This is a genomic window from Kocuria sp. PD6 (assembly GCF_031844145.1).
GTDB lineage: Bacteria > Actinomycetota > Actinomycetes > Actinomycetales > Micrococcaceae > Kocuria > Kocuria marina.
The window spans coordinates 45,400-60,481 of sequence record NZ_JAUZUS010000009.1 but is presented as its reverse complement, the minus strand read 5'-3'; the positions used below and the strand labels follow the sequence as shown (position 1 = coordinate 60,481).

The 15,082-nt window shown below is 68.5% G+C and carries 12 protein-coding genes; 3 read left to right on the top strand and 9 right to left on the bottom strand.

The window, feature by feature from the left end; genetic code table 11:
• Nucleotides 1-42 precede the first annotated feature (42 nt).
• Nucleotides 43-666 (bottom strand): oligoribonuclease, encoded by a 624-nt coding sequence (gene orn, locus Q9R22_RS09745; RefSeq protein WP_098054541.1) that lies wholly within the window; start codon nt 664-666, stop codon nt 43-45.
• 275 nt (nt 667-941) lie between these two features.
• Between orn and mptB the strand changes: the two genes are divergently transcribed.
• Nucleotides 942-2,417: a polyprenol phosphomannose-dependent alpha 1,6 mannosyltransferase MptB gene (gene mptB, locus Q9R22_RS09740; RefSeq protein WP_311254183.1), complete on the top strand. Its 1,476-nt coding sequence runs from the start codon at nt 942-944 to the stop codon at nt 2,415-2,417.
• Between the two features lie 55 nt (nt 2,418-2,472).
• On the opposite strand, the gene glnA is transcribed toward mptB, so the two are convergent.
• Entirely contained in the window at nt 2,473-3,897 is a 1,425-nt protein-coding gene (gene glnA / locus Q9R22_RS09735; RefSeq protein ID WP_131333068.1) for a type I glutamate--ammonia ligase, read from the bottom strand.
• 235 nt (nt 3,898-4,132) lie between these two features.
• Between glnA and Q9R22_RS09730 the strand changes: the two genes are divergently transcribed.
• Nucleotides 4,133-4,579 (top strand): RDD family protein, encoded by a 447-nt coding sequence (locus tag Q9R22_RS09730; protein ID WP_131333067.1) that lies wholly within the window; start codon nt 4,133-4,135, stop codon nt 4,577-4,579.
• Nucleotides 4,580-4,614: 35 nt separating this feature from the next.
• Here the strand turns inward: Q9R22_RS09730 and Q9R22_RS09725 are convergent, their stop codons facing one another.
• The 3 genes from Q9R22_RS09725 to lipB form a co-directional block, all read right to left on the bottom strand.
• Entirely contained in the window at nt 4,615-5,364 is a 750-nt protein-coding gene (locus tag Q9R22_RS09725) for a DUF4191 domain-containing protein (RefSeq protein WP_131333066.1), read from the bottom strand.
• A gap of 174 nt (nt 5,365-5,538) precedes the next feature.
• A complete protein-coding gene (gene lipA, locus Q9R22_RS09720) occupies nt 5,539-6,546 on the bottom strand; it encodes a lipoyl synthase (protein ID WP_064845171.1) in 1,008 nt (335 codons plus the stop codon).
• A gap of 115 nt (nt 6,547-6,661) precedes the next feature.
• Nucleotides 6,662-7,399, bottom strand: a complete 738-nt coding sequence (gene lipB / locus Q9R22_RS09715) for a lipoyl(octanoyl) transferase LipB (RefSeq protein WP_064845172.1) — start codon at nt 7,397-7,399, stop codon at nt 6,662-6,664.
• Nucleotides 7,400-7,473: 74 nt separating this feature from the next.
• Here lipB and Q9R22_RS09710 point away from each other — a divergent pair, with 74 nt between their 5' ends.
• A complete protein-coding gene (locus Q9R22_RS09710) occupies nt 7,474-9,417 on the top strand; it encodes a protein kinase domain-containing protein (protein WP_131333065.1) in 1,944 nt (647 codons plus the stop codon).
• A gap of 118 nt (nt 9,418-9,535) precedes the next feature.
• Here Q9R22_RS09710 and Q9R22_RS09705 read toward each other — a convergent pair whose 3' ends face one another.
• From Q9R22_RS09705 to Q9R22_RS09690, 4 genes are all read right to left on the bottom strand, one after another.
• A complete protein-coding gene (locus Q9R22_RS09705) occupies nt 9,536-9,886 on the bottom strand; it encodes a hypothetical protein (protein ID WP_035961358.1) in 351 nt (116 codons plus the stop codon).
• Nucleotides 9,887-10,009: 123 nt separating this feature from the next.
• Nucleotides 10,010-11,854, bottom strand: coding sequence for a 2-oxoglutarate dehydrogenase, E2 component, dihydrolipoamide succinyltransferase (gene sucB, locus Q9R22_RS09700; RefSeq protein WP_131333064.1), 1,845 nt, complete (start codon nt 11,852-11,854; stop codon nt 10,010-10,012).
• 119 nt (nt 11,855-11,973) lie between these two features.
• Nucleotides 11,974-13,341, bottom strand: a complete 1,368-nt coding sequence (gene lpdA, locus Q9R22_RS09695) for a dihydrolipoyl dehydrogenase (RefSeq protein WP_064845175.1) — start codon at nt 13,339-13,341, stop codon at nt 11,974-11,976.
• A 170-nt stretch (nt 13,342-13,511) separates the two neighbouring features.
• Complete coding sequence (locus Q9R22_RS09690) at nt 13,512-15,035, bottom strand: leucyl aminopeptidase (protein ID WP_144996824.1); 1,524 nt, start codon at nt 15,033-15,035, stop codon at nt 13,512-13,514.
• Nucleotides 15,036-15,082 lie beyond the last annotated feature (47 nt).

The following is a 15,082-nucleotide window of genomic DNA, read 5'->3' as shown; positions in this document are numbered from 1 at the left end:
GGCGGATTTCCGCATCGAGCGCCTGAACGCGTCAGGTCCCGGTCAGGAACCCGAGCGGGTCGGGGAGGCCTTGATGAGCGCGGCGATCTTGCGGGCGTCGTCGGAGGTGGGACCGGGATCGCCGGGGAAGAGGATGTGGCGGTAGTATCGCAGCTCGTCGATCGAGTCCTCGATGTCGCCGAGCGCACGGTGATTGCCCGTCTTCTCGGGCGCCTGGAAGTACGCGCGCGGGTACCAGCGCCGCGCGAGCTCCTTGATCGTGGAGACGTCGATGACCCGGTAGTGCAGGTGATCCACGAGTTGCGGCATGTCCCGCGTGAGGAACGTCTTGTCCGTCCCCACGGAGTTACCACCCAGCGGCGCCTTGCCCGGTTCGGGGACCCATTTGCGGATGTAGTCCAGCACCGCGTCCTGCGCCTGCGCCATGTCCATTCCGTTCTCGAGCTCCGGCAGCAGCCCGGATGTCTCGTGCATGTTCCGCACGAAAGAAGACATCTGATCCAGCGCGGCCTGCGGGGGTTTGATGACCACGTCCACGCCACTGCCCAGCACGTTGAGCTCGTCGTCGGTCACGAGCGCGGCCACCTCGATCAACGCGTCATCGGACAGGGACAGCCCCGTCATCTCGCAGTCGATCCACACTATTCTCCGGTTTGCAGTCGTCACGCCCTCCAATCTATCGCGTCGTGCGGGCACCCCCGCGACGCCGCCTCGCCCCGGGCATCCGGTTGGCTTACGACGTCGCACGGTAGGATCACCCCGACGCCGCCCCCGCGCACCGCGCGCCGCGGCGGACGATTCCCAGACCCCTCATCTGCGGCCACCGCGGAAGCACCGGGAGGACCGTAGTGCGCATCACGTCCAGGACGGAACGTCACCCGACGCTCCCCGGAACCGGACGGGACGCAGCCCCGGGACGGGACGCGACGGCCTCGGCGTCATTGACCCGCACCGTGGTGATGGGCTCGCTGGGCTCGCTCATGTTGCTGTTCGGCTCCCTGGGCGTGGGATGGCTCGCGAGCGTGTCCTCGCTGCGGCGCATCCCGCTGATCATGTGGATGCGCTTCGAGACCGTGGGCGTGGTGGTCTCGGTCGTGATGCTCGCCCTCGGAGCCATGCTCCTGGTGCGGCAGTGGCTGCGCCTGGGCCAGAAACTCAGACCGTGGGGACCGGAGAGCGCCCGCTGGGTGCTGATCTCGATCGCGGCGTGGGCGGCGCCCATGCTCGTGAGCATCCCGTTGTTCAGTCGGGATGTGTACTCGTACATCGGGCAGGGCCGCGTGATGGCGAACGGGTTGAACCCGTACGAGTCCGGGGTCTCCACGATCGACAACTTCTTCCAACTGGGCGCGGACCAGTTATGGGCGGAATCCCCGCCCCCGTACGGCCCGGTGTTCCTGTGGCTCGAACAGCTCGTGGTCCTCGTGACCGGTGCGGACCCGGACGCCTCCGTGCTGCTGTTTCGGGCCTTGTGCGTGGTGTCCGTGATCGCGTGCATGTGGGTCATCCCGCGCCTGGCCCGGCTGCACGGCGTCAATCCGCGGCGGGCCATGTGGCTATCGGTGGCCAATCCGCTGTTCCTCACGAACTTCGTGGTGGCCGCCCACAACGACGCGATCATGCTGGCCCTGGCCCTGATCGGGACCTACGTGGCGGCAATGCACCGCAACTGGAAGGGTGGGATCGCGGGCACGACCCTTGTGACCCTGTCTGTGGCGATCAAGCCCATCACACTGATCTTCCTGCCGTTCGTGGGCCTGCTCTGGGCCGGGCGCGGTGCGTCATGGCCGCGCCGGTTCGCGATCTGGGCCCTCACGCTGGCCTACTCCGTGGCCTTGTTGGCGCTCATGGGATTCGTCAACGGCTTCGGTTTCGGGTGGGTCTCCGCGGTCTCTACACCGGGCACCGTGTACATCTGGTACGCGCCGATCGGACTGCTGGGGTTGTTCGCGCAGCTCGTGGGCAGCTCGTGGGGGTTCAACGGCTCCGCGTGGATGGACGCCGTGCACACGACCGGGACGGTGCTCTCCGCCGCGGTGGTGGTCGTGCTGATGTTCGTGGGGCGGGATGCCAAACTGTTCCGCCGGCTCGCGTGGGCGCTCGCCGCGTTCGTGCTGCTGGCCCCCATCATCCAGGCATGGTACGTGGTGTGGCTCATCCCGTTGTTCGCGATCTCCGGGATCCGCGACGACTGGCAGGTGGACGTGCTGTTCTTCGTGACCGCGTTCTTCATGGTCTACGCCGTGGCGGACCAGCTGGACGTGTTCCCCTACCTGGACCTGAACCTCTTCGCGGCGCGGGTCATCGCCGCGCTCGTGGCCCTGACGTACGGCATCTACCTGTGGCTACTGGACCCGGCCACCCGGCGTGTGGCGCGGCCCCCACGTGGCGAGCGGGCGACGTCGCCCGTGCTGTGACGCGAACGCGGCCCCGCTCACGAGGAGCGGGGCCGCGTTGGTGTGGAGTGGGGAATCAGACGCCGAAGTACATCTGGAACTCCAGCGGGTGGGGGACCACAGAGAGCGGCTTGAGCTCGACCTCACGCTTGTACTCGATCCAGGTCTCGATCAGGTCCTCGGTGAACACGTCACCGGCGAGCAGGAACTCGTGGTCCGCCTCGAGGGCCTCGAGCGCCTCCGACAGGGTGCCCGGGGCCTTCTTGATGTCCTTGGCCTCCTCCGGGGGCAGCTCGTAGAGGTCCTTGTCGATGGGGTCCGCCGGCTCGATGCGGTTGCGGATCCCGTCCAGCCCGGCCATCAGCTGCGCGGCGAACGCGAGGTACGGGTTGCACGAGGGGTCCGGGGCGCGGAACTCCAGGCGCTTGGCCTTGGGGTTGGTGCCCGTGATGGGGATCCGGATGCCCGCGGAGCGGTTGCCCTGCGAGTAGACCATGTTCACGGGGGCCTCGAAGCCCTTGACCAGGCGGCGGTAGGAGTTCACGGTGGGGTTGGTGAACGCGAGCACCGCGGAGGAGTGCTCCAGCAGGCCGCCGATGTACCAGCGCGCCACGTCCGACAGGCCCGCATAACCCTTCTCGTCGTAGAACAGCGGCTCCCCGCCCTTCCACAGCGACTGGTGGCAGTGCATCCCCGAGCCGTTGTCGTTGAAGACGGGCTTGGGCATGAACGTGACGGTCTTGCCGAACGAGTCCGCGGTGTTTTTGATCACGTACTTGAACTTGAGCAGGTCGTCCGCGGCGGCGGTCAGCGTGGAGAACTTGTAGTTGATCTCCGCCTGACCCGCGGCACCGACCTCGTGGTGGGAGCGCTCGACCTCAAGGCCCACCTCGTCCAGGGCCACGCACATGGCGTCGCGCAGGTCCGCCTGCTTGTCCACGGGGGACACGGGGAAGTAGCCGCCCTTCACGGGGGTCTTGTTCGCGAGGTTGCCGCCCTCTTCCTCACGGCCGCTGTTCCAGGAGGCTTCATCCGAGTCGATCCGGTAGAAGGTGTGCTCGGGGGAGACCTGAAAGCGGGCGTCCTCGAAGACGAAGAACTCGGCTTCGGACGCGAAGTTCGCGGTGTCCGCGATACCGGTGGAGGCCAGGTACGCCTCGGCGCGCTCGGCCACACCGCGCGGGTCGCGGTGGTAGGGCTCGCCGGTGCGCGGGTTCACGATCGAGCACGTGACCACGAGCGTCTTCTCGAGCCGGAAGGGGTCCACGAACGCGGACTGGGGGTCCGGGATCAGCTGCATATCGGACTCGGCGATGCCCTGGAAACCACGGATGGAGGAACCGTCGAACAACTGCCCGTCCGTGAAGAAGTCCTCGTCCACCGCCTTGGCCGGGAGGTTGAAGTGCTGCTGCACACCGGGCATGTCCGTGAAACGCAGATCGACGAAGATGACCTCTTCGTCCTTGAGGAACGCGAGCACTTCTTCGGCTGATTGGAACATGGACCTGTTCTCCTTCTGTGTGGGCGTCCGATCGAGGCCGCGGTGGCAGGGACCACCGCGGTCGTTCGGTTCTGATGTCCAGCGTAGGAACCTGGCGTTGCCCGTCCATGACACGAATGTTTCGTCCGTGTAACGCCCGGAGCGTGATGCACGGAGGGCTCGCCGACCGGTCAGTACGAGCCCCAGTCTACCGGCGGGTGCGCGAGCTCCCACGTCGGCCCGTTAGGGTGAAGTCATGATTTCTCGCCAGGACATGGGCGCGTGGCTCGACGGCGCCCCCCAGGGAAGCCAGCCGTACCCCGGTCGTCGTCTGGGTCGCCCCGCTGAGGGGCCGGGCTCGATCGCTCGCTTCCCTGCGCGCCTGGTGGCCCTGGTGATCGACTGGGTGCTTGCGGTGGTTCTCGCGGGGCTGTTCCTGGCGCAGTGGAACGGGTCGGGGCTGATGAACCTCGTGGTGTTCTTCGTGATCAGCGTGCTCATGGTCGGGTTCTTCGGGCGCACCCCGGGGCACTGGATCATGGGGTTGCAGGTCCAGACGATGAAGGGCCGCCCCGCCGGTTTCGGCAGAGCGGCCCTTCGCACGCTGCTGTTGTGTCTGGTGATCCCCGCGCTGATCGCGGACGAGGACCAACGGGGTCTGCACGATCGCGCGGTCGACACCGTCCTGGTGCGCGTGCGCTGATCAGCAGGATCGCCCCACGGCCCGCGGGCGCTGGTTCAGCGACCGCGCATGGACTTACGATCTGGGCGCGCACGCATGGGATCCACGCCCTTGGGGATCGGCAGCTTGTTCTTCAGGGTGTTCATCCGGCGGTGGACCACCTGAACTTCTTGCTTGGTGAGCTTGTTCTCCAGGCGCTTCATCTCCTTGGTGAGCTTGCTCAGGGGGATCTGGTTCTCGCCGTTGCCGGACTTGAGCACGTGGATGGGGACGTTCTGGATCACCGGGCCGATGCGGCGGCGTTCCTTCTTCACGAGCTTGTCCACGCGGTTGACCGGGCCCTCGGTGATGAACACGACACCGGGGCGGCCCACGGCGCGGAACAGCAGGTCCTTGGACTTGGGATCCATCGCGGCGGGTTCCTCCTCCACGATCCACCCGCGCTTGAGGGTGGACAGCGCGGCCCCCGCGGCACCGGGTTGTCCCTCAATGCGCGAGAATGCGGCTTTCTCGGCCCGCCGTGACAGCAGGATCACGGCGGCGAGCACCGCGAACGGGATGCCGATGAGCAACCACGTGATCCAGTTGCCGAGTAGCACACCGATGAGCAGGAACACGAGCAGCACGCCTAGGCCGAGCAGGATCATCCACCACAGGATGTTCGGTTCGCGCTCGCGAGTCATCTGGAAGACCTGCTTCATCTGCGCGAAGATGCCCGGGCCCTTGGCGGCCTTGCGCTGGCGCTTCTCCTCGCGCTTACGGTCGCGTTCGGCGGCCTTGGCCTTGGTGGACGTGGCTGGTGACACAGTTCTTCCTCGCACTCGCTGACACAGGGGATCTCCGCCATTCTATCCGCTGAGGCCCGTCGACGCGGCGTCTCGTCCGTAGGGAAGCCCTCCCGGGTCCCGCGCGGCACCCGGAACGGACGACGCCGCCCGGAAGCGGGCGGCGTCGTCCGCGGAGCGGTGTTGATGCGGGCGTCAGCCCAGGCGGGCCAGCAGGGAGGAAGCTTCCTGGCTCGCGGAACCCGAGTCGTCGATGTGGGACAGGTGCTCGGGGATCTCGCGGCCCATCTTCTTCATGGCGCGTGCCCACAGCTTGCCCGCGCGGTAGCTGGAACGCACCATGGGCCCAGCCATCACGCCCAGGAAGCCGATCTCCTCGGCCTGCTTGGACAGCTCCACGAAGGTTTCCGGCTTCACCCAGCGGTCGATCGGGTGGAACGTGGGGCCGGGGCGCAGGTACTGGGTGAGGGTGATGATGTCGCAGCCGGCGTCGTGCAGGTCGCACAGCGCCTCGTAGACCTCGTCGTCGGTCTCGCCCATGCCGAGGATCAGGTTGGACTTCACGATCATCCCGTTCTCCTTGCCCTGGGTCAGGACGTCCAGGGACCGTTCGTACGCGAACGCGGGACGAATCTGGCGGAAGATGCGGGGGACGGTCTCCAGGTTGTGCGCGAAGACCTCGGGCTGGGCGTCGATGACCTGCTGCAGGGCGTCCGGCTGACCCTTGAAGTCGGGGATCAGGATCTCCACACCCGTGCTCGGGTTCAGGGCGTGGATCGCGCGAATGGTCTCGGCGTTGAGCCATGCGCCGCCGTCCGCGAGGTCGTCACGGGCCACCGAGGTCACGGTCGCGTAGCGCAGTCCCAGGTCACGCACGGACTCGGCGACCTTGCGAGGCTCGGCGACGTCCACCATGCCCGGCTTGCCCGTGGCGATGTCGCAGAAGTCGCAGCGGCGCGTGCACGTGTCCCCGCCGATCAGGAACGTGGCCTCACGGTCCTCCCAGCACTCGTAGATGTTGGGACACCCTGCTTCCTCGCACACCGTGTGCAGCCCGCGACCCCGGGCCATGGACTTCAGTTCCGTGAACTGGGGTCCCATCTTGGCGGTGTTCTTCAACCACGAGGGCTTCTTCTCGATGGGCACCTCGGCGTTGCGTGCCTCGACGCGCAGCAGTTTGCGGCCTTCGGGGGCGATGGTCATGAGTACTCCTCGCTGGTGGCGCTGGCGGGGCCCGGTCCACGCGGATGAGCGGGTCGGGCCGTTCTCAGGGGTCTGTTCTCGACGATCCGCGATTCGTGCGGTGGCTGTGGCCCGGTCAGGACACCGCGGTGGGTGTGGCGTCCCTCGCTCGGGAGTCACCCGTGTGCGGCAGTCGCACGGGCGGTGCCGGGACATCGGGTTCGAAGGCGACGCACAGGTCCGCCTCACGGGCCGCGAGTTCCTGCTCCATACGCTGCACAACGTCCGCCGGGTCGATCCGATTCCCGGTCTCCTGGCTGATCGAGGTCACGCCAGCGTCCGTGATCCCGCACGGGATGATCTTGCCGAACGGGCGCAGGTCGTTCGAGCAGTTCAAGGCGAAACCATGCATCGTCGCACGCTTGGAGACCTGCACACCGATTGCCGAGATCTTGCGATCGGGGCCCCGCTCGTCCGCGAGCACCCACGCACCGGACCGGCCCTCCACGGTGGTCGCGGGCACGCCGAAGTCGCGGACCACGGCGATGATGACCTCTTCCAGGACACGTACGAAGCGCACCACGTCCAAGGGGATCGGCAAGCGCACGATGGGATAACCCACGAGCATCCCGGGGCCGTGGTAGGTCAGTTTCCCGCCCCGGCCGATCGGGACCACGTCCGTGCCGTCCCACGGGTACTCGTGCTTCTCGGTGCGGCGCCCGGCGGTGTAGACGGGTTCGTGTTCCACCATCAGCACCGTGTTGCCGCGGGTTCCGGCCACGACCTCGCCATGGACCTCCCGCTGCAGGTCCAAGCACTCGCGGTAGTTCACGAAGTCCGGTGCCAGACCGATGCGTTCGAAGTGCAGAGCCATTCCGCCAGCCTATCCCTTCCGCCCGTCTGTGGATAACGCGAGCGGGCCGCCGTGTTTCCCGGCACAGTGGGGTCATGAACGCAGAGCAGGAACCGGAGCAGCTCGAGGCGCCGTCCAGGACCCGTGACGCGTCCGCGCCGTCGCGTGGGCACAGCGCGCGGGACCGCGTGCGGGCCGTGCGCGCGGGTGAGCGGCGTCGTCACGGCCGCGAGGGGTACGACGACGCCGCGGCGGCCCCGGGTGCGGTCCCCTCCGCTAGTGCGGTATCCGCCGGCCATTCGGTACCCGCCCACCGTGTGCAGCCCGCCGACCGAGCGGAGTCGCCCGAGTCGATGAGCGATCCGGCCGCCGAGACGGTCGAGCGCGACGGTCTCGAACTCGTGGAAAAGCTCGGGGAGGGCGGTGGGTCCCGCACGTGGCTGGCCCGGGAACGCACGACACATGAGAAGTACACCGTCACGTTCGTCGTGACCGAGGACCGAGAACACCGGCGGGCCGGCGAGGAGCAGATCGCCGCCCTCGTCGAGGCATGGGCGGAGTCACCGCATCCCGAGCTCGTGAGCGTGCGCGCGACCCTCGGCGGGGACGGCGCATCCCGGGCGCTCGTGGCGGACCACGTTCGCGGCAAGACCCTTGAGGACACCATGCGCGACCGGGGACGGTTGCGGCCGGAGGACACCGCGCCGGTTCTCGCGGCGGTCGCTCGTGCGCTTTCGCACCTGCACGAGCGTGGCTGGGTGCACGGGGACCTCGCGGCGCATCACGTCCTCCTCACGCTGGACGAGCGCGCGCTCGTGGACGGCTACGGCGTTCCCGCGGGCAGCTCGGTGGGGCCCGTGCCATGGGGTGTCGCGGATCGGCCCGCGCACCCCGGGGTGGCGCTCGGCCCCGCGGAGGATGCATACACCGCGGTGCAGGACGTGCATGCCCTGGGCGTGCTGGGGTGGCTCGCGCTCACGGGCCGCCATCCCGGCCCCGAGTCGCACCGGGTGCCGTTGACGCTCATGTGTCCCGCCGCGCCGCGTCACCTCGTGCTGATGCTCGAAGCCGCCCTGGCTGACGACCCCGCCGCGCGCCCCTCCGCGCAGGAACTCGCCGCGGGTTTCTCGGCCTCCGCACCGAGGAGCAAACCGGTCGGCCGGCCACCCGAACGCATGACCCCGGAGGTCATCCGCGCGGACGGCACCGTGGTGCGGCCCCGCCGCCTCGTGCCCCTGCGCCCCGTTCCCCCGCGTCGGATTCGGATGAGTCCGGGCGGCGTCGCCGTGGCCGGGGTGGACACGTCCGTGCGGCGCAGGGCGTGGCTCGCGGCCGCCGGAGTCCTGGGTGCAGCGGCCCTGGCGTGGGGATTCCTCGCGTGGGACGCTGGCGGGCCCGTCGCCAGGCCCGCCGAATCCGGTGCGACGTCGGCAGCCGAGGCGGGGACGGCGTCCTCGCCCCCGGATGCGGCCGCCGGGACACCCTCCGGAACGAGCTCGCGGTCCCCTGGGGCGACCCCCGTGCCGGACGCTGCGGGGGCGTCCAGGGAAGCCACCGAGCGATCGGCCACCGCGCCAGGAGAGACCATGCAGGACAAGGACGGTGAGGCGCGAAGGGCCGTCGAAGGCCTCGTGTCCGCCCGCGCGGCGGCGCTCGCGGCCGGGGACGAGACGGCCCTCGCGGAAGTGTACGTCGCGGATTCGGGACTCGCCGCGCGGGATCGGGACCTGATCCGGCGCGCGAAGGCCCAGGACATCTCGGGATCGGGATTCACGGCCTTGTCCGGTGTGAGCATGGACGTCGCCCGGTTGACCGAACAGCGGCCCCGCGCCGGGTCGGGTCTCACGCCCGCCGAGGCGGCCCGCACTCGCACCTACGACGCCGAGGTTCGGACGCGGGGCTGGCACGGCGAGTTACCCACGGGCTCCCACGTGACCCGGCAGGGGGACGAGGCCCTGCAGACCCTGCGGATCTCGGTGACCCACACCCCGCGGGGGTGGCGGCTCGCCGACGTCACACCGGTCGAGGCCGCCCCGTGAGAGGCGGCACATGACGGCCCCCGCGCAACGCGAAGCCCCTGTGCCGTCGCGATCCCAAGGGAACGCGCGGCACCGGGGCGTGCGGTGGGAACGGGGGACGTTCAGGGAAGCGGGTGGCTCACCAGAACACGGCGACGGCGGCATTGATCACGGCCAGACCGCCGACCGCGTGGGCCAGCCCGGTGGATACGGGCTCACCACGCTTGGTCTTGCGCATCCCGATGAACGCCGCGACGGCCACGACGAGCAGGATGATCAGCTTGACGCCGATCTTCATGTGGTTGACCGCGAAACCGTCCTGCATCTCGCGGAAGACCACCATGACCAGACCGGTCAGCAGCATCACGATCGCGGCCCAGAACTGACCGGACGTGACGGTGGGGCGCTTCATGGTGAAGAGCCACGTGCCGATGATGACGGCCAGACCGAGGAAGTGGAGGAACAACATGAGGCTGAAGAGAAAAGACATGATTCGAGCCTATCGGAGCCCGTCACGCGAAACCGCCGGGATGCGTCCTGAGTGATCCAGAACACATCCCGGCGGCCGGGATATCAACCGAACGGTTGACCGCGGTGGGTCACGGGGCAACCCTTACAGGCCGACCTCCGACTCGAACTGACCCGCTTCCAGGCGCTTCTTGAGCGTGCCCAGGAACCGGCCGGCGTCCGCGCCGTCCACGAGACGGTGGTCGTAGGTCAGGGACAGGTAGCACATGTGGCGGATGGCGATGGTGTCGTTGCCGTCCGCGTCCGTGAGCACCATGGGGCGCTTGACGATCGTGCCCGTGCCCAGGATGGCGACCTGCGGCTGGTTGATGATGGGCGTGTCGAACAGAGCACCGAAGGAACCGATGTTCGTGATGGTGAAGGTCCCACCGGTCAGCTGATCCGGGGAGATGGAACCGTCCTTGGCGGCGGCACCCACTTCCGCGATCTGCTTGGCCAGACCACCCAGGTTCAGGTCACCGGCGTTCTTGACGACCGGCACAAGCAACCCGCGGGGGGTGTCCACCGCGATCGCGATGTCCTCGGAGGCGTTGTAGACGATCTCCTTGGACTCTTCCTTGAACGTGGCGTTGAGCACGGGGTGCGCCTGCAATGCTTCGGCCACGGCCTTGGCGAAGAACGGCATGAACGTGAGCTTGGCGCCCTCGCGCTTCTGGAACTGGTCCTTGGCCTTCTGACGCAGCTGGGCCACGCGGGTCATGTCCACCTCGGTCACCTGCGTGAGCTGGGCGGAGACGTCCAGGGACTCGCGCATGCGCTTGGCGATGGTCATCCGGATCCGGGGGGCCTTCTCCGTGGTGCCGCGCTTGGCGTCCGGTGCGGGGGTGGAGGCCGGCTGGGCCTCGGAGCCCTGGCGGGACACGGCCGGTGCCATGTTGGCGCCGGTGTCCTGGACCTGGGGAGCCTCGGACTGCTTGGCGGCCTCCTCCGCGGCGGCGAGCACGTCCTGCTTGCGGATGCGCCCACCCACACCCGTGCCGGTGATCGTGGACAGGTCCACGTCCTTCTCACGGGCCAGCTTGCGCACTAGCGGGGTCACGTAGCCGGGGACGTCCTTGGCGCCGGAGTCCGAGGACTTGGCACCGGAATCGGACGACGCACCGGACTCGGACTGCTTGGCGGGAGTGGGCTTCTCCTCGGAGCCGGAGCTCTTCTGGGGAGCCTTGGCCTCGGCGGCCTGTTCGGTGTTCTCACCGGAATCGGCTTCGGTCGCGGCGTCCTCGAGCTGCTCGGCCTTGGTCTCACCCGACTCGTCGGAGGAACCGTTGTCGGAGTCGGAGTCGGAGTCACCGGAGCCGGCGGCGGACTCGTCGCCCACGATCGCCAGGACCTGGCCGACCTCGGCGTCCTCGTCCTCCTGGACCTTGATCTCCAGCAGGGTCCCGGCCACGGGGGAGGGGACCTCGGTGTCGACCTTGTCGGTGGAAACCTCCAGCAGGGGCTCGTCGACCTCGATCTGCTCGCCGACCTCCTTGAGCCAGCGGGTCACGGTGCCCTCGGTCACGGACTCACCCAGCGCGGGCAGGGTGACCTCCACGGAGTTGCCCGAGGACTGCTTGGTGTCGGCCTGGGGAGCCTGCTCGGTCTCGGTCTCTGCGGCCTGTTCGGTGTTCTCACCGGAGTCGGCTTCGGTCGCGGCGTCCTCGACCTCCTCGGCGGAAGCGTCCGAGGAGTCATCGGAACCCGAACCGGAGCCGTCACCGATGACGACCAGCGGGGCACCGACCTCCACGTCCTCGTCCTCGTCGACCAGGATCTTCTCGACGACGCCGGCCACGGGGGAGGGGACCTCGGTGTCGACCTTGTCGGTGGAGACCTCGAGTAAGGGCTCGTCCACGGCCACCTCGTCGCCCACCTGCTTCAACCAGCGGGTCACGGTTCCTTCGGTGACAGACTCGCCCAGCGCGGGCAGGTTAACGGTTTCAGACATTGTGTCGTCCGTCCCTCTCTAAAGATCGGAAAATGTGCAACGTGTCCCGGGTCCGTGCGGTCCCGGGGTGGTGAGGGGCCGGGTGCCCACCCCGTGGGGCGGGCACCCGGTGCAGTGGATCAGCCGTGCAGCGGAGTGCCGGCCAATGCCATCGCTGCCTCACCGATGGCCTCGTTCTGGGTCGGGTGGGCGTGGACGAATGCCGCCACGTCCTCGGGGTAGGCCTCCCAGTTCACCATGAGCTGGCCTTCACCGATCTGCTCACTGATGCGGGTCCCGATCGCGTGGAACCCCACGATGGGTCCGTCCTTCTCGCGCACCAGCTTGATGATGCCGCCGGTGCCCAGGATGGAGCTCTTGCCGTTGCCAGCGAGGTTGTACTCGAAGGTCTCCACGTTGTCCTTGCCGAACTTCTCCTCCGCCTTGGGCTGGGAGTAGCCCACGGAGGCGATCTCGGGCTCGGTGAACGTGACCTTGGGGACATTGATGTCCGGGACCACCACGGGGTTGAGCCCGGCGATCTCCTCGGCCACGAAGCGGCCCTGCTGGTAGCCGCGATGGGCGAGCTGCACGCCGGGGACGATGTCACCGATCGCGTAGATGTTGGCCACGCCCGTGTGCAGGCGCTCGTCGGGGGTCACGAAACCGCGGTCCATGGGGATGCCCTGGTCCTCGAAGCCCATGCCCTCGGTGTTGGGGCCGCGGCCCACGGCCACCAGCACGATCTCGGCCTCGAATTCCTTGCCGTCCGCGAGGGTGACCTTGGCGCCGTCGTCGTTCTGCTCGACCTTCTCGAAGAACGTGCCCAGGTTGTACTTGATGCCGCGCTTCTTGAACTCGCGCTCAGCGATCTTCACGATGGCCGGGTCCTCGTTGGCCACGAGGTGGGGCAGACCCTCGATCACGGTCACGTCCACGCCGAAGGAGCGCCACATGGAGGCGAACTCGCAGCCGATCACGCCGCCGCCCAGCACGATCGCGGACTTGGGCACGAAGTCGATCTCGAGGGCCTCGGTGGAGGTCATCACGCGGCCGCCGATCTCGATGCCCAGGGTCTTGGAGAAGGAACCAGTGGCCAGGATGATGTGCTCACCCGTGTAGGTGGTGCCGTCCACGTCGATGGTGTTGGGGCCGGTGAGCTTGCCGTTGCCCTGGATCACGTCCACCTTGCGCATCTTCATGAGCCCGGTGAGACCCTTGTACTTGCCCTGCACGACCTTGTTCTTGTACTCGCGTACGGCCGCCATGTCGATGGACTCGAGGGAGGCCTTGATGCCGTACTTCTCCGACTCCCGGGCGCCTTCGGCGAGTTCGGCCGAGTGCAGGTACGCCTTGGTGGGGATGCAACCCCAGTGCAGGCACGTACCTCCCAGCTTCTCCTTCTCGATCAGCGCCACGCTGTAACCCAGCTGCACCGCGCGCAGTGCGGCGGAGTACCCGGCGGATCCTCCGCCCAGGACCAGAATGTCGTATTGGTTGTCGGCCACGTTGGCTCCCTCGGGGTTCGAGTTCTTGGTTTCTGATGCCCGCCCGGGTCCCGATCCTGGGTGTGTGTGGGGCGGTCACGGTTGGGGTCCAGCCTAACGCCACCCCGGGGGGCTCACCAGACATTGCATCCCGGTGGACCCCCGCAGCGTGGCGCACGATCGGGGGAAGCCTACTCGGCGAGGTCCTGGGCCACCGCGAGCATGGTGCGCACCCCGAAGCCGGTCCCCTCCTTGGGGGTGTACCCCCAGGGCTGCGACTCGTTGAAGGAGGGGCCCGCGATGTCGATGTGCGCCCACGGGATCCGCCGGCCACGCTGCTCGGGGACGAACTCCCGCAGGAACAGCCCGGCCACGAGCATCCCGCCGTACTTGTCGCCCATGTTCTTCAGGTCCGCCACGAACGAGTCGAGGGACGGACGCAGGTGCTCGGGCAGCGGCATGGGCCACGCGGGTTCGCCCGCGCGGGAAGCGGCGCGCACGACACGTTCGCGAGCGGCGTCGTCGCCCATGATGCCCGCGGTACGCACGCCGAGCGCGGCCATCTGCGCGCCCGTCAGGGTCGCGATGTCCAGCAACAGGTCCGGGTTCTCCTGACCCGCGGCCCACAGCCCGTCCGCGAGCACCAGGCGGCCCTCGGCGTCCGTGTTCAACACCTCCACGGTGTGACCGCTGAACATGCTCAACACGTCACCCGGACGGGTCGCGGAGCCGGAGGGCAGGTTTTCGGCGAGGCACAGCCAGCCCGTCACGGTCACGGGCAACTGGAGCGCAGCGGCCGCGAGGACGGTGCTGAGCACCGCGGCGGCACCGGCCATGTCCGACTTCATGGTCATCATCGAGGCGGGCGGCTTCAACGACAGGCCGCCGGAGTCGAACGTAATGCCCTTGCCCACGAGCGCGACGTGCTTCTTGGCACGGGCCGGGGACCACTGCAGCTTGACCAGGCGCGGCCCGTTGACGGAGCCCTGCCCCACGCCCAGCAGTCCGCCGTAGCCGCCGCGGGTCAGTTCCTTCTCGGCGAGCACCTCGACCGAGACCTTTGTGCCCTTCGCCGCAGTGGTCGCCACGGCCGCGACGAACTCGGGGGTCGCGGTGTCGGGGGAGAGGTCCACGAGGGTGCGCGTCAGGCGCACGGCGCGCGCCACGTGGGCGGCCCGGATGACGGCGTCCTTCGCGGTCTTGCCGAGGTTCTTGGGTACGACCACGGTCGCCGCGCTCAGCGGGACGTCGGCCTCGGAGGCCGTGCGGGACTTCTGCGTGACGTAGTTGAACGCGCCCAGCCCGATCCCCTCGGCCACGGCCTGGACCTCGGTCTCGGAGGCCACGGGCAGCGCGAACACGGCGGTTTCGGCCGCTCCGCGCAGGGTCCGCGCCGCAGCACCGGCCGCTTGGCGCAGGTTCTCGCCACGCTCGTCGTCCTCACCACGGCCCAGTCCCGTGAACACGACGGACCGCGCGTCCACCTCGTCCGGGGCGGGCACCACGAGCACGCGGTCGAGCCCGCCGGAGACCCGGGCCCGTTCGGCGAGCTCCGTCAGACGACGCCGCACGCCCGCCTTGACGTCGCTCGGTACCGCGAGCTCGCCGTCGTGGCGTACCCCCAGCACGAGGGCGTCTGCGGAGGTGCCCAGGGGCTTGGTGCTGGTCTCGAGGCGTACCTCGTGGGTGGCCAGGATGTCCTGCGGTGTGGTCACTGTCGTGTCCTTTCACGGGTGGCTGACGACGATGCGGCGCGGTACGG

Excerpts from the sequence above, each read along its gene's own strand:
- glnA (WP_131333068.1), bottom strand. The coding sequence starts at position 3,897 with ATGTTCCAATCAGCCGAAGAAGTGCTCGCGTTCCTCAAGGACGAAGAG.
- Q9R22_RS09730 (WP_131333067.1), top strand. The coding sequence starts at position 4,133 with ATGATTTCTCGCCAGGACATGGGCGCGTGGCTCGACGGCGCCCCCCAG.
- lipA (WP_064845171.1), bottom strand. The coding sequence starts at position 6,546 with ATGACCATCGCCCCCGAAGGCCGCAAACTGCTGCGCGTCGAGGCACGC.
- lipB (WP_064845172.1), bottom strand. The coding sequence starts at position 7,399 with ATGGCTCTGCACTTCGAACGCATCGGTCTGGCACCGGACTTCGTGAAC.
- Q9R22_RS09710 (WP_131333065.1), top strand. The coding sequence starts at position 7,474 with ATGAACGCAGAGCAGGAACCGGAGCAGCTCGAGGCGCCGTCCAGGACC.
- Q9R22_RS09705 (WP_035961358.1), bottom strand. The coding sequence starts at position 9,886 with ATGTCTTTTCTCTTCAGCCTCATGTTGTTCCTCCACTTCCTCGGTCTG.
- sucB (WP_131333064.1), bottom strand. The coding sequence starts at position 11,854 with ATGTCTGAAACCGTTAACCTGCCCGCGCTGGGCGAGTCTGTCACCGAA.